This window comes from Arthrobacter agilis (assembly GCF_030816075.1).
In the GTDB taxonomy this organism is placed as follows: domain Bacteria; phylum Actinomycetota; class Actinomycetes; order Actinomycetales; family Micrococcaceae; genus Arthrobacter_D; species Arthrobacter_D agilis_E.
Genome location: NZ_JAUSXO010000001.1, coordinates 2,046,009 through 2,059,812, shown reverse-complemented (window position 1 = coordinate 2,059,812; position 13,804 = coordinate 2,046,009). Strand labels below are relative to the sequence as shown.

12 protein-coding genes are annotated in these 13,804 nt (G+C 71.4%); 10 read left to right on the top strand and 2 right to left on the bottom strand.

Annotated features, from left to right (window positions below; all coding sequences use genetic code 11):
• From thrB to QFZ50_RS09580, 6 genes are all read left to right on the top strand, one after another.
• Window positions 1-990 carry a homoserine kinase gene (gene thrB, locus QFZ50_RS09605; protein ID WP_307083684.1) on the top strand — a complete coding sequence of 330 codons (990 nt, stop codon included), beginning with the start codon at window positions 1-3 and terminating at the stop codon, window positions 988-990.
• A gap of 365 nt (window positions 991-1,355) precedes the next feature.
• Window positions 1,356-3,518 carry a transcription termination factor Rho gene (gene rho / locus QFZ50_RS09600; RefSeq protein WP_307083682.1) on the top strand — a complete coding sequence of 721 codons (2,163 nt, stop codon included), beginning with the start codon at window positions 1,356-1,358 and terminating at the stop codon, window positions 3,516-3,518.
• Window positions 3,519-3,701: 183 nt separating this feature from the next.
• Window positions 3,702-4,781, top strand: a complete 1,080-nt coding sequence (gene prfA / locus QFZ50_RS09595; RefSeq protein ID WP_307083680.1) for a peptide chain release factor 1 — start codon at window positions 3,702-3,704, stop codon at window positions 4,779-4,781.
• Between the two features lie 2 nt (window positions 4,782-4,783).
• Window positions 4,784-5,653, top strand: a complete 870-nt coding sequence (gene prmC, locus QFZ50_RS09590) for a peptide chain release factor N(5)-glutamine methyltransferase (protein WP_307083679.1) — start codon at window positions 4,784-4,786, stop codon at window positions 5,651-5,653.
• Complete coding sequence (locus tag QFZ50_RS09585) at window positions 5,650-6,735, top strand: glycosyltransferase (RefSeq protein ID WP_307083677.1); 1,086 nt, start codon at window positions 5,650-5,652, stop codon at window positions 6,733-6,735. Before prmC ends, QFZ50_RS09585 begins: the two co-directional genes overlap by 4 nt.
• Window positions 6,736-6,782: 47 nt before the next feature.
• Window positions 6,783-7,481, top strand: a complete 699-nt coding sequence (locus tag QFZ50_RS09580; protein WP_307083675.1) for an L-threonylcarbamoyladenylate synthase — start codon at window positions 6,783-6,785, stop codon at window positions 7,479-7,481.
• Between the two features lie 31 nt (window positions 7,482-7,512).
• Here the strand turns inward: QFZ50_RS09580 and QFZ50_RS09575 are convergent, their stop codons facing one another.
• Both QFZ50_RS09575 and QFZ50_RS09570 read right to left on the bottom strand, forming a co-directional pair.
• Window positions 7,513-8,469 carry an NAD-dependent epimerase/dehydratase family protein gene (locus QFZ50_RS09575; RefSeq protein WP_307083673.1) on the bottom strand — a complete coding sequence of 319 codons (957 nt, stop codon included), beginning with the start codon at window positions 8,467-8,469 and terminating at the stop codon, window positions 7,513-7,515.
• Entirely contained in the window at window positions 8,466-9,452 is a 987-nt protein-coding gene (locus tag QFZ50_RS09570; protein ID WP_307083672.1) for a glycosyltransferase, read from the bottom strand. Before QFZ50_RS09570 ends, QFZ50_RS09575 begins: the two co-directional genes overlap by 4 nt.
• A gap of 204 nt (window positions 9,453-9,656) precedes the next feature.
• On the opposite strand from QFZ50_RS09570, the gene QFZ50_RS09565 reads away from it, so the two are divergent.
• The 4 genes from QFZ50_RS09565 (at window position 9,657) to QFZ50_RS09550 (ending at window position 13,725) form a co-directional block, all read left to right on the top strand.
• Entirely contained in the window at window positions 9,657-11,612 is a 1,956-nt protein-coding gene (locus tag QFZ50_RS09565) for a polysaccharide biosynthesis protein (RefSeq protein ID WP_307083670.1), read from the top strand.
• Window positions 11,609-12,631 carry an MraY family glycosyltransferase gene (locus QFZ50_RS09560; protein WP_307083669.1) on the top strand — a complete coding sequence of 341 codons (1,023 nt, stop codon included), beginning with the start codon at window positions 11,609-11,611 and terminating at the stop codon, window positions 12,629-12,631. Before QFZ50_RS09565 ends, QFZ50_RS09560 begins: the two co-directional genes overlap by 4 nt.
• Window positions 12,632-12,782: 151 nt before the next feature.
• Window positions 12,783-13,403, top strand: a complete 621-nt coding sequence (locus QFZ50_RS09555; RefSeq protein ID WP_307083667.1) for a hypothetical protein — start codon at window positions 12,783-12,785, stop codon at window positions 13,401-13,403.
• 1 nt (window position 13,404) lies between these two features.
• Complete coding sequence (locus tag QFZ50_RS09550; protein ID WP_307083665.1) at window positions 13,405-13,725, top strand: hypothetical protein; 321 nt, start codon at window positions 13,405-13,407, stop codon at window positions 13,723-13,725.
• The last annotated feature ends 79 nt before the right edge of the window (window positions 13,726-13,804 follow it).

The following is a 13,804-nucleotide window of genomic DNA, read 5'->3' as shown; positions in this document are numbered from 1 at the left end:
GTGGCCGGGCTGCACGCCGCCCCGGTGCCGGCCGAGGTGCTCGACCTCCCCGCCGTCGAGGCAGGCCAGGACGTCGAGGTCACCGTTCCCGCCACGAGCGCGAACCTCGGCCCGGGCTTCGACTCCCTCGGTCTCGCACTGACGCTGCAGGACACCGTGCGGGTGCGCACGACGACGTCCGGCACCACGATCGTGCGGGCCACGGGGGAGGGCGTGGCCGGTTTGCCGACCGACGAGACCCACCTCGTCGCGAAGTCGCTCATCAGCACGCTGCACCACGCCGGACGGCGGGCGCCCGGGCTGGAGCTCGACACCACGAACGTCATCCCGCACGGCCGGGGCATGGGTTCCTCGGCGGCGGCCATCGTGGCCGGCGTCCTCGCCGGCAACGCGCTCCTGCCCCCCGCGGAGCAGTTCGATGCCGCACACCTCCTGCAGTGGGCGGCGGCCATCGAGGGCCACCCGGACAACGTGGCCCCGGCGCTGCAGGGGTCGCTCGCCATCTCCTGGGAGAGCGGCCACGCCTTCCACAGCACGCGGGTCGAGGTGCGCCCGGACATCGTCCCCGTCCTCGCCATCCCCGACCTGGCCCTGTCGACGGACAGCGCCCGCGCGCTCCTGCCGGCGTCGGTGTCCCATCGGAGCGCCGCCGCGAACGCGGGACGCGCCGCGCTCCTCGTGCACGCGCTCGGGGCCGATCCGTCCCTGCTGTTCGCCGCCACGCAGGACGCGCTGCACCAGGACTACCGGGCCCAGGCCATGCTGCCGAGCGCCACGCTGCTGCGCGCACTGCGCTCGGCCGGCTTCGCGAGCACCATCTCGGGGGCCGGTCCCAGCGTCCTGACCATCGCCGTCGGGGAGTCCGGGGCGCGGGCGGCGGAAGAGGCGCTCCACGACCTGCTCGGACGCGGCGACACGCCGGGGATGTGGCGCGTGGTCAGGCTCGCTGTGCAGCGGGAAGGTGCTAAAGTGGGAGTGCACCAAGGGTAGGAACCGCCGGGGGCGTCATGCCCCCATCGGAACCAGTGTGTCTCAAGCAATGACCGTGTCTTTCAGCAGACACCGTGTCCCACATCAGGCACCGCGTGCTGTTGAACTGGGCGTCCTCATCTCTAGACCGCCGCGAAACTGCAGGTCCGACCGGCAGTAGCACATCCTCAGGTGTAGCCTCCGACCTTATCTTTGTGCGTGCGGACCCACCTCCCGCACAACGACATCCTCAGGCTCCCAGCAGACCCAGCCTGAGCCGGATCGCATCCGGCCCGACTGAACCCCGCCCGCTTCCCATGCGGCTCGGGGCAAACCACCGCGGACCACCGATCAGGTGGCCGCCCGACGAGGGGGAAGGATCCTTCGTGACTGACACCACTGACCTGTTACCAGGTGTGGCAACCCAAGACGCTGAAGCAACCGGCGCAACAACTTCCAAGAGCAGCGGCCTCGCGGGCCTGAAGCTCGCCCAGCTCCAGGCCCTTGCCGGCCAGCTCGGGATCACCGGCGGATCGAGGATGCGCAAGAGCGACCTCGTGTCCGCGATCTCCGACCACCAGCGCGGTTCCGCCGTCGCCGATCGCCAGAAGACCCCCAGCGTCCGCAGCGAGCACACCGCCGACGCCGAGCGCCCCGCCGTCGTGGGCACGCCCGCCGCGGCCGAGGACCGGCCGCAGGACGACCAGTCCGCCCCCGCCGAGCGCCAGCCGCGGACCCGCAACCGCAACCGCCGCGCAGGCAGTGACGGCGTCGTGTCCACCCCCGCCCCGGACGCCGTCGTGCCGGGCGAGCAGGTCGAGGCACCGTCCCGCACCGCCGAGGACACCCCGGCGGACGAGCAGCAGGACCGCGGCGACCGCGACAGCGGAGGACGCAACCAGCGCAACCGCCGCAACCGTCGCGGCGAGGACCGCTCGGACGCGCAGTCCGGTCAGGCCGACACGCAGAACGGCCAGGGCGAGACCCAGAACGCCGGCCAGGGCGAGTCCCAGGCCGACACGCAGTCCGGCCAGCAGGGCGAGGGCCGCAACGAGCGCCGCACCCGGTCACGCAACGGACGCGACGACGATCGCTCCAACGGTTCGAACAACGGCTCCAACGGCTCCAACGGCTCCAACGGCTCGAACAGCGACACCCAGTTCGACAACGGCCGCAACGGCAGCGAGCGCAGCGACAACCGCGGCAACGGCGCGAACGACGACGAGGGCCGCGGCCGCAACCGCCGCAACCGCGCGAACCGCAACGGCGGCCCCGGGGGCAACGGCCCCGAGGACCGCAACAGCCGCTTCCGCGACCGCAACGACCGCAACGAGCGCAACGACCGCCGCCGCGGACGCAACCAGCCGGACGTCGACGACGTCGAGGTCACGGAGGACGACGTCCTGCTGCCGGTCGCCGGCATCCTCGACGTCCTCGAGAACTACGCCTTCGTGCGCACCTCCGGCTACCTGCCGGGTCCGAACGACGTCTACGTGTCGCTCGCCCAGGTCAAGAAGCACAATCTGCGCAAGGGCGACGCCGTCGTCGGCGCCATCCGTGCTCCCCGCGAGGGCGAGACCCAGGCCAGCGCACGCCAGAAGTTCAACGCCCTGGTGCGCGTCACCTCGGTGAACGGCAAGCCCGCCGAGGACCTCAAGGACCGCGTCGAGTTCGCGAAGCTCGTCCCGCTCTACCCCTCGGACCGCCTGCGCCTCGAGACGGACCCGAAGAAGATCGGCCCCCGCGTGATCGACCTCGTGGCCCCGATCGGCAAGGGCCAGCGTGGCCTGATCGTGTCCCCGCCGAAGGCCGGCAAGACGCTCATCCTGCAGGCGATCGCGAACGCCATCACGATCAACAATCCTGAGGTCCACCTCATGATGGTCCTGGTCGACGAGCGTCCCGAAGAAGTCACGGACATGCAGCGCACGGTCAAGGGCGAGGTCATCGCCTCGACGTTCGACCGCCCCGCCGACGACCACACCACGGTCGCCGAACTCTCCATCGAGCGTGCCAAGCGCCTCGTGGAGATGGGCATGGACGTCGTCGTGCTGCTCGACTCGATGACCCGCCTCGGACGCGCCTACAACCTGGCCGCCCCGGCGTCGGGCCGGATCCTCTCCGGTGGTGTCGACTCGGCCGCGCTGTACCCGCCGAAGCGCTTCTTCGGTGCCGCGCGCAACATCGAGAACGGTGGCTCGCTCACCATCCTCGCCACCGCGCTCGTGGAGACCGGCTCCAAGATGGACGAGGTCATCTTCGAGGAGTTCAAGGGCACCGGCAACATGGAGCTCCGCCTCTCGCGCAGCCTCGCCGACAAGCGCATCTTCCCCGCCGTGGACGTCAACGCGTCCGGTACCCGGCGCGAGGAGAACCTGCTCTCGCCCGACGAGGTCAAGATCATGTGGAAGCTGCGCCGCGTGCTGTCGGGTCTGGAGACCCAGCAGGCACTCGAGCTGCTCACCAACAAGATCCGGGAGACGCAGTCCAACGTCGAGTTCCTGATGCAGGTCCAGAAGACCACCCTGGGCTCCAAGGACTCCGACTAGGAACGGCAGCCGTTCGGGACGGGTCGGCCAGATCATGGCCGGCCCGTCCCGGGCGGCTTCGTCCGTTAACCGGCACCCCCGTGCCGCGACGGCGGCGACGACCGCGTCGAGCCCCGACCAGTGGTCGTCCCTGCCCTCCCGATCTTCGTAGACTGGCTGCACACGCCGAAAGAGGTACACCCGATGTTTGAGTCCATCCAGGGACTGCTCGACGAACACTCCGAGCTGCAGGACCAGCTCGCCGATCCCGCCGTCCACGCCGACCAGGCGCTGGCCCGCAGGCTCGGCCGCCGGTACGCGGAACTCGGGCGCATCGTCGATGCCCACAACCGCTGGAGCGCGCTCGACGACGATCTCCAGGCGGCCCGCGAGATGGCCTCCGAGGACCCCGAGTTCGCCGCCGAGGTGCCCGTCCTCGAGCAGCAGCTCGCCACGGCGCAGGAGCGGCTGCGGCGCCTGCTCATCCCCCGGGACCCCAACGACGGCCGCAACGTCATCATCGAGGTCAAGGGTGGCGAGGGCGGCGACGAGGCGGCCCTGTTCGCCGGCGACCTGCTGCGCATGTACGCACGCTATGCCGAGTCGCGCGGCTGGAAGACGGAGCTGATCTCGGCGACCGAGTCCGACCTCGGCGGCTACAAGGACGTGCAGATGGCCATCAAGGGCTCCTCGAACGATCCCGCCGAGGGCGTGTACGCCCGGCTCAAGTTCGAGGGCGGCGTGCACCGCGTGCAGCGCGTACCCGTCACCGAGTCGCAGGGCCGCATCCACACCTCCGCCGCGGGCGTCCTCGTGCTGCCCGAGGTCGACGAGCCGGAAGAGGTCGAGATCAGCCAGAACGACCTGAAGATCGACGTGTACCGGTCCTCGGGTCCGGGCGGGCAGTCCGTGAACACCACCGACTCCGCCGTCCGCATCACGCACCTCCCCACCGGGATCGTGGTCGCGATGCAGAACGAGAAGTCGCAGCTGCAGAACCGCGAGGCCGCGATGCGCGTGCTGCGTTCGCGGATCCTCGCCCACGAGCAGGAGAAGATCGACGCCGCGAACTCCGACATCCGGAAGTCGCAGATCCGCACCATGGACCGCTCGGAGCGCATCCGGACCTACAACTACCCGGAGAACCGGGTCGCCGACCACCGCACGGGCTATAAGGCGTACAACCTCGACGCCGTCATGAACGGTGATCTCGAACCCGTGGTGCAGTCGGCGATCGAGATGGACGAGCAGGCCCGCCTCGACGCCATCGGCGCGGACGAGTAGGCGTGGAGGAGGCCCTGCGGGCGGCCGAACGGCAGCTCCGCGACGCCGGCGTCCCGAGCCCCCGCGTCGACGCCGAACTCCTGGCCGCGCACCTGCTCGGCGTGTCCCGCGGACGGCTGCGAGCCCTGGCCCTCACCGGGGCTGCGGCCCCCGAGGGGTACGGGGCGCTCGTCGACGAACGCGCCCGCCGCGTCCCCCTGCAGCACCTCACGGGGAGGGCGTCGTTCCGTCACGTCGAACTGTCCGTCGGGCCCGGTGTGTTCGTCCCGCGGCCCGAGACCGAGACGGTCGCGCAGCTCGTGATCGACCGCGCCGCCGGTCTCGACGCCCCGAAGATCGTGGACCTCGGCACCGGCAGCGGCGCCATCGCCGCGGCCGTCGCGGACGAGGTGCCCGGGGCGGACGTCTTCGCCGTCGAACTCAGCGACCTCGCCCTCGCCTGGGCCGGGCCCAACCTCGAGCCCTTCGGCGTCCACCTCGTCCAGGGCGACCTCGCCACTGCCCTCCCCGAGCACGACGGCTCGTTCGACATCGTCGTGTCCAACCCGCCCTACATCCCAGCGGACGCCGTGCCGCTGGAACCCGAGGTGGCGGAGCACGATCCGCGCATGGCGCTGTACGGCGGGGGAGCGGACGGCATGGACCTCCCGCGTGCCGCCGCGCGCACCGCCGCCCGCCTGCTGAGGCCCGGCGGCTACTTCGTGATGGAGCACGCCGAGGTCCAGGCGCCCTGGATCGCCGCGTTCCTCGAGCACACGGGCTCGTGGAGCACCGTGACCACCCACCAGGATCTCGGCGGACGCGACCGCGCGACGAGCGCCGTCCTCGCCTCCCAGCGCCCGGCCACGACGACGGAAGAGACACCACGATGACGGACAGCAGCACGGAGGCCGGGCCGGTATCGGTGCCAGGCACGACACCGGTCCCGGACGCGGGCTCGGGCAAGATCACGGGCTCGATCACGGGCTCGATCGCGGGCTCGACCACCGGCCCGGACGCCGGCGAGTCGGTCGCGACGACCGTCGAGGAGGCCGCCGCGGCCGCCGTCGCCGACGCGCGGGACACCGTCGCCGTCGCCGCCGTCACCTACGACCGGCACGAGGAGCTCGCGCAGCTCCTGCATTCGCTCGCCGCCCAGAGCGCGCCGATCGCACGCGTGGCCCTCGTGGACTCGGGCACGAAGCCCGCCACCGACGTCGTCGATGCGGCGACGGCCGCGGGCAGCGCGATCCACTACCTCCGTTCCGAGGCCAACCTCGGAGGGGCGGGCGGCTTCGCCTTCGCGATCCTCGCGGCCCTCGCGAGCGGCGCCCGCTGGATCTGGCTCATGGACGACGACGGGCACCCCGAGGACGAGCGCTGCCTGGCCGAACTGCTCCGTGCCGCACACGAGCACGACCTGGACATCGTGAGCCCGCTCGTCGCCGCGACGGACGACCCCACGCGGCTGTCCTTCAACTTCCGCATCAACGGGCTGCTGACCAACGACCGCGCCACCCTCGAACCGCTGGGTTACCTGCCGGACATGGTGCACTTCTTCAACGGCGCCCTGATCCGCGCGGAGGTGTTCTCCACGATCGGGCTGCCCGACATGAAGTACTTCATCCGCGGCGACGAGGTGGATTTCCTGGCCCGTGTGCGCAAGGCCGGCCTGAAGTACGGCACGCTCGCCACCGTCGCCGTCCGGCACCCCGCCACGTGGTCGGAGATGAAGCCGATCTTCGGCGGGTTCATCACGCCCGTCATCCCCGACGGCGACTTCAAGCGCTTCTCCTACTTCCGCAACCGCGCCTACAACGCGCGCAAGTACCGCAACCTGCGCTGGTTCGGTGCGGACGTCGTCGGCTTCCCCTACTACTTCCTCACCCGGCGCGACCTCAAGGGGCTGAGGGCCTGGTTCGCGGCCTACTCCGCCGGACTGCGGGGAACCGGCTTCGGTCCGCCGCCGTCCTGATCCGCGCCGATGTGCGGAGGCCCGCCCCGCAGTGGAAGGATGAACCGGTGACCACCAGCTACGACTGCTCCGACCCCGCCCAGCGCCGCGAGGGGCTCGCTGCCGCCCAGCGCGCCGTCTCGCTCAAGCAGTGCGTCGTCCTGCCGACGGACACCGTCTACGGCATCGGCGCGGATGCCTTCTCACCCCAGGCCGTCGCGACCCTGCTCGCCGCCAAGGGACGCGGCCGGAACATGCCGCCGCCCGTCCTCATCCCGCGGATCCAGACACTCGACGGGCTAGCGACGGACGTGCACCCGGATGCACGCGCCCTCGCGGAGGCCTTCTGGCCCGGCGGCCTGACGCTGATCTGCCATGCGCAGCCCTCCCTGACCTGGGATCTCGGCGACACGCTGGGAACGGTCGCCCTCCGCATGCCCGACGACGACGTCGCCCTCGAACTGCTCACCCTGACCGGGCCGCTGGCCGTCTCGTCGGCGAACAGGACGGGCCACCCCGCGGCGACCACTGCGGCCGACGCCGCCGGCCAGCTCGAGGAATCGGTCGCCGTGTACCTGGACGCGGGTCCCCGCACCGCGGCCGACGGGACGGGCTCGACCATCGTCGATGCGACGGGCGGTACCCTCAGCGTCGTCCGTCAGGGGACCATCCCGCTCGAGCGCCTGCGCGAGGTGGTGCCGGGCATCATCGGCATCGACGGTGCCCCGGCGACGGACGGGCACGACGCGGGAGCACCCTCCGCCTGATCGGCCCGCCTGATCGGCCCGCTGATCGGCGTCAGGCGGACGCGGCCCCGGGCGTGCGTGCCCGGTCCTGCGCCTCGGCCAGCACAGCGCGCACCCTGGGTTCCGGTGCGAGGCCCTCCTCCAGGGCCCACCCGGGCGCCTGGTCCTGGCCGAACCACATCAGCTCCACGCGGCGTACGTGGCCGTCGAGCCGTCCCCGGAGGAGCGCCGACACACCGTAGCCGCCCCGGACCGCCACCCGGCAGAGCGCGGACGGCAGCACGTGCGGCCGTCCGCCCACCGCCTCGAGGACCGTGCGGACGGTGAGCCCCTCCCACGGCTGCAGGACGATCCGCGGCGGGGCGTCCCCGTGCCGTCCGACGGCGAGGACGAGGTCCGCGAGGGCCTCCACGGAAGTGATCGGCGAGCGCGCGTCGCCGGGGGACGCCACCGAGGCGAGCGGGGACTGCGCGAGCCGCGCGAGGGACGCCGTCGTGGGACGGCCCCGCCCCTGGACCGAGGTGGCGCGGACCGTCACCACGGACAGCCCGGGTGCGCGGTCCGCCGCGAGCGCCAGCGCCTGCTCACCGAGCGCCTTGCTGCGCGAATAGGCGGAGAACGGGCGCACGGTGTCCGTCTCGTCGAGCCTCTCCGTCCGGCCCTGCACCGCGGCGCTGCTGAGGTGGATGAAGCGGCGCGTCCCTGCCGCTGCCGCGGCCCGTGCGAGGACGGCGGGGAGCAGGGCGTTCGCCCCCAGCAGGTCCTCGCCCCCGGAGGCGGAGGGCGTGGCCAGTCCGGCGGCGTTGACGACGACGTCGTGGCCCTCCATCGCGGCCGCCAGCCCCTGGACGTCCGTCCCGGCAGCGGCCTCGAGGAGTGCAGCGGGTGTCTGTGCGGACGCCGCCAGGCGCGGCGCGGGGAGCCCGCGGGCATCGATCCCGCCGCTCCGGAGGGCGTGCATGATCGCGGAGCCGACGAAACCCGAAGCGCCGAGCACGAGCCAGGTCATCGCGTCCCTCCCGAGGACCGGGACTGCCCGGCCGGCGCGGTCAGGGGCGGCTCCGGCTGCCAGTCGGGATCGCGCAGGATCGCACGGGCGGCCCGCCATCCCCGCCACAGCGCCGGCGCACCGGAAAGGGACCTCTCCACGGCGACGAGGCGCACCAGCTCCTTCCCGGCCGAGAGGAGCGTCCCGAGGCCGAACCCCACGCGGTTGAACCGGCCGTGCAGGCGCAGGTAGCGGGCGAGGTGCCCCCGGTTCCGCATGCCGCAGAACCGCGAGAGATCGCTGGAGTCGTTGAGGTGCCGGACGCCGAGGTCCACCTGCCGCTGGGCGCGGGTCTTCCGCAGCACGAAGGCGTCGACGTACGCCACCGGATACCGCCGGGAGATGAGCCACCCATAGGTGAGGTCGTCGCCGTTGAGGAAGAACCGCGCGTCGGGCAGCCCGATCTCACGCACCACGTCCGCCGAGACGAGCATGCCCTCGAAGCAGCCCACGTTGGTGTGGAACACCGAGGAACGGGCGAACACGTCCCCGCGCACCGGCAGATGGACCCCCAGGAACTCGTCGAGGATGTGCTGCCAGAAGAACGGCTCGCCCGCGTGGTCGTACCGGCGCCCGTGGATGCAGGAGTAATGGTCCAGCCAGGGCCGGAAGGACGCGAGCGCGTCGGGCATGACGACGACGTCGTCGTCCATGAGCCACAGCCACTCGGCCCCCTCGCCGATCGCGCGCGACACGCCGGCCGCGAAACCGCCCGAGCCGCCCACGTTCGTCGGGAGGCGGTGCACGATCACCGGCACGCGCGGCTCGAGGGCCGCCAGGAGGTCCGCGGTGCCGTCGGTGCTCGCGTTGTCGACGACGACCACGCCCGACGGTGCGGGATCCAGGGTGTCGATCGAGGCGAGGAGCTGCTGCAGGTGGTCGGCCCGATTGAAGGTGGTGATGACGATGAACACGCGCGGACTGCCGGCGTCGGGGACGTGCAACGTGGTCCTTCCGGGCCGCGCCAGCGCGGTGCGCAACGGGCCTGGCACGGGCGGGGCGGCTAGTATTCTCGGGTAACAGCAGTCTATTACACCGTGTTCCGGCCCCCGTCGGTCCGGTCCCGGCCCTGCCGGCGCGGGACTGTCCCGGCAGCAGCACGCCCGGTGCGGGACGCGGTGGTGCACTGCCTGACACCGTTAGGAATCATGGGACTCAACCAAGGCCGGACACCAGGCTCCACCGCCCGGACGCCAGACTCCACCGCCACGGCTCCAGCGGGCGACAAGCCTGCGATCTGGCTGTGGTCGCAGTACCTGCTGGACGCCGTCGCCTGGATCGTGGCCATCCTCCTCGCGCTGATCCTGCGCTACGAGCTCCTCGTGAAGGAGGTCAACGTCCCGGGCGTCGCGGCGTTCTGCGCCGTCGCCGTCGTCGCCCAGCTGGTGGTGGGACTGAGCTTCGCGCTGTACCGCGGCAGATACAGCTTCGGCAGCTTCCACGAGGCCAAGCTGCTGGTCATCGTCGCCGTGCTCGTCGCCGTCATCCTCGTGCTCACGAGCGTCGCCTTCTTCACCGTCATCGAGGTGCCGCGCAGCATCGGGATCATCGCGTTCCCGTTCGCCTGCATGTTCCTCGCCGCGACGCGCTACCTGAAGCGCATGTACGTGGAGAGCAAGGCCAAGCCGGGGGAGGACGCCCAGCGCACCCTCATCTACGGGGCCGGGTTCCTCGGCAACTCGCTGGTCGGCCGCATGATGCAGGACCCGGAGTCGCCCTACTTCCCCGTGGGCCTGATCGACGACGACCCCGCCAAGAAGCACCTCCGGCTGTCCACCGTGCCCGTCCTCGGGCGCATCGACGACCTCCGGGACATCGCCGCCAGGACGCAGGCCCAGGTCCTCGTCATCGCGTTCGCGGAGGTCGAGGCGGCGCAGGTCCGCCGTGTCTCCGATCTCGTGGCGGGCCTCGGGATCAAGGTGCTCGTCCTGCCGCCGCTGCGCGACATGCTCGGCGCTGCCGGGGCCGCCATCGCCGACTTCCGGGAGGTCGCGGTCGAGGACCTGATCGGGCGGCGCCCCGTGGACATCCACCCCGACGAAGTGGCCGGGTACGTCACCGGCAAGCGCGTGCTCGTCACCGGCGCGGGAGGTTCGATCGGTTCCGAGCTCTGCCGCCAGCTCGCGGCCTTCGCGCCCGCCGAACTCATCATGCTCGACCGCGACGAGACCGGCCTGCAGTCCACGCAGATCTCCCTGACGGGGCGCGGCCTCCTGACCGGGCGCGACACCGTCCTCGCCGACATCCGCGACGCGGACGCGCTGCTGAACATCTTCGAGGACCGCAGGCCGCAGGTCGTGTTCCACGCGGCGGCGCTGAAGCACGTCTCGCTGCTCGAGCAGTACCCCGAGGAGGCGTGGAAGACGAACGTCCAGGGGTCCCTCAACGTCCTGCGGGCGTCGGGCGCCGTGGGGGTCACCAACTTCGTCAACATCTCGACGGACAAGGCGGCCGACCCCACGAGCGTCCTCGGCCACTCCAAGCGCGTGGCCGAGAAGCTCACGTCCTGGCACGCGGAGCGCACCGGGCAGAAGTACGTGTCGGTGCGCTTCGGCAACGTGATCGGGAGCCGCGGCTCCATGCTGCCGCTGTTCACCGAGCAGATCCGCAACGGCGGACCGATCACCGTGACGGACCCCGAGGTCACGCGCTTCTTCATGACCATCCCCGAGGCGTGCCAGCTCGTGGTGCAGGCCGGCGCGATCGGCAGGGGAGGGGAGGTGCTGATCCTCGACATGGGGGAGCCCGTCCGGATCCTCGACGTGGCCCAGCGCATGATCGCGATGTCCGGCAAGGACATCGACATCGTCTTCACCGGCCTGCGACCGGGCGAGAAGATGCACGAGGACCTGATCGGCGAGGGCGAGAACGACTCCCGCCCGCTGCACCCCAAGATCTCCCACACCTCGGTCGCGCCGCTCGACCCGCAGCAGCTCAGCCTCCAGGAGTGGAAGGCCGAGGGCGGTTTCGGACACGGCAGGCGCGGGATCGAGCCCGGGCCGGCGTCCCCGGACACGGTCCATGAGGCCTCCCGCGAGCCCGGACGGCGTCCGGCAGCCCACGTCCCGCCGTCCGCCTCGGGCGTCGGTGGGCGGTCGTCGTGAGCCCGCTCCTCGCCCTCGTCGGGATCGTCGCCCTGGGGCTGTCGCTCGCGCTGCCCGTCGTCGTGAAGCCCCTGCTCAAGCGCCTGGGCGTCATCGACATCCCCAATGACCGTTCCTCCCACTCGACCACGGTCATCCGGGGGATGGGAGTGGCCGTCGCTGTCGCGATCCTCGTCGCCCTGGTGCTCTCCCTCGCCACGGGGCTCGTCTCGGTCGACCGGTCGCTCATCGCGATCATCCTCTGCATGGTCGCCGCCGCTGCGACCCTCGGGTGGATCGAGGACTTCCGCGGCCTCTCCATCAGGGTCCGCGCCTCCGCGCAGCTCCTCGTCGGGGCGGTGGGCACCGTCGCCCTCGCGACCACCATCGACGACAGCAGCTACTGGTGGGTGCCGGTCGGCGCCATCGCCGTGGCCACCTACATCAACGCGGCCAACTTCATGGACGGCATCAACGGCATCTCCGGCATGCACGGAGTCGTCGTGGGCCTGTTCTACTCCGCGGCGGGAGTGCTCAGCGACCAGCTGTGGCTGACCGTCGCGGGTCTCGTGCTCGCCGCCGCCTTCGCGGGTTTCCTGCCGTGGAACCTCGGCCGCGGATTCGTGTTCCTCGGCGACGTGGGCAGCTACCTGCTGGGCGCGACCATCGCGGCGATCGCCGTCACGGGTCTCCTGGCCGGGGTCTACCTCGAGTACCTGCTCTCGCCGGTCCTGATCTACCTCGCGGACACCTTCACCACGCTCGTGCGGCGCGCCCGGCGCGGTGAACCCCTCTACATCGCGCACCGGCAGCACGTGTACCAGCGGCTCACAGACACCGGACTCGGCCACGTCCAGGTGTCGCTCCTCGTCACCGTGCTGTCCGCGCTGACGGGAGCCGCCGGTTTCGTGTCCGCCACGGCCGCCGCGCCCCTCGCCGTGTCGGCCTCGCTCTTCGCCGCGGCCGTCGTCGCGCTCTACCTGTACTCGCCGCGGATCTTCCGCGCGCTGGCCCGCCGGCGGGCCGCAGCGGACGCCTGAGCGGACCCGGCCCGGACTTCGGCATGCGGTAGAATTTCAGGCGCCGGGCACGACGACGCCGCGTCGTGTCGACCCGGTGCCAGGCCTCGCGACGCCGTCGACGGAGGACCAGCAGTGCGCCCTGCGGCGCAGACGAGAGAGCGGACAACGCGTGCCACGACCGGAGCATCCGGCCAACGGAGCCGACCCGAACCTCGTTCGGGCGTCCGGCGCCACCGAATCCCCCTGGCTGGGCATCCTCGCCAGGAGCGCGGCAGCGGCCGGCGCGGTCGCGCTCGTCCTCGCCGCCGCCGCATTCCTCGCCACCTCGCCCGAGGCCGGCCTGAGCGTGCTGTTCGGGGCCGTCCTCGTGATGGCCTTCTTCGGCATCAGTCTCCTGATCGGACATTTCACGGGAAGGACGAACCCCTCCGGGGCGCTCGGCCTGTTCATCGTCACCTACGCGATCAAGGTCGTCGGCTTCGCCGCCGTCCTGTTCCTCCTCGGCACACCGGACTGGCTGGACCGCACGTGGTTCTTCACGGGCGCCCTCGCGACAGTCCTCGTCTGGCAGGCCGCCGAGGTGTTCGCCTTCTCCCGCCTCCGCACGCCGCTCTACACAGGGACCGGGGCCGCCACGGACTCCGCGGCCGCCGATCGATCGCTGCCGCCGACCGAGCCGTCGACCGAGCCGCCGACGGGTCCTTCGGCACAGCCTTCCGGGCAGGCTCCGGCACGGCCCACGGCCGGCCGGTCCTCCGGTGATCCGTCCGATCTGACGGAAGGACGCTGACATGGCGACCCCCCAGGAACCCGCCCGGGGAGCGAACGGCGACCCCGCGGCACGCACCGAGGACGCGCGCCTCGCGAACGGCGGCTACAACGCCGGTATAGCCGTCCTCAGCTACATCATTGGCGGGATCGCAGTGTGGAGTTTGATAGGCTGGGGGCTGGATAATCTCCTCGACACGCGCTGGTTGGTGCTGGCGGGAGCGTTCTTAGGTGCAGCAGGGGGTTTCTACCTCTCCCACATGCACAACCTCACCCGGAACCACACCCCGAGTCCGCAGGACGGATCCCGGGCGTCGACCGGTGCCGAGGACGGACACGAGTGAATCCCCAGAACTTAACGAGTCGGACCAGTTCCACTGCGACCGAACAGATCTTGCCCAACGATGGACACTGCAGAGAGGA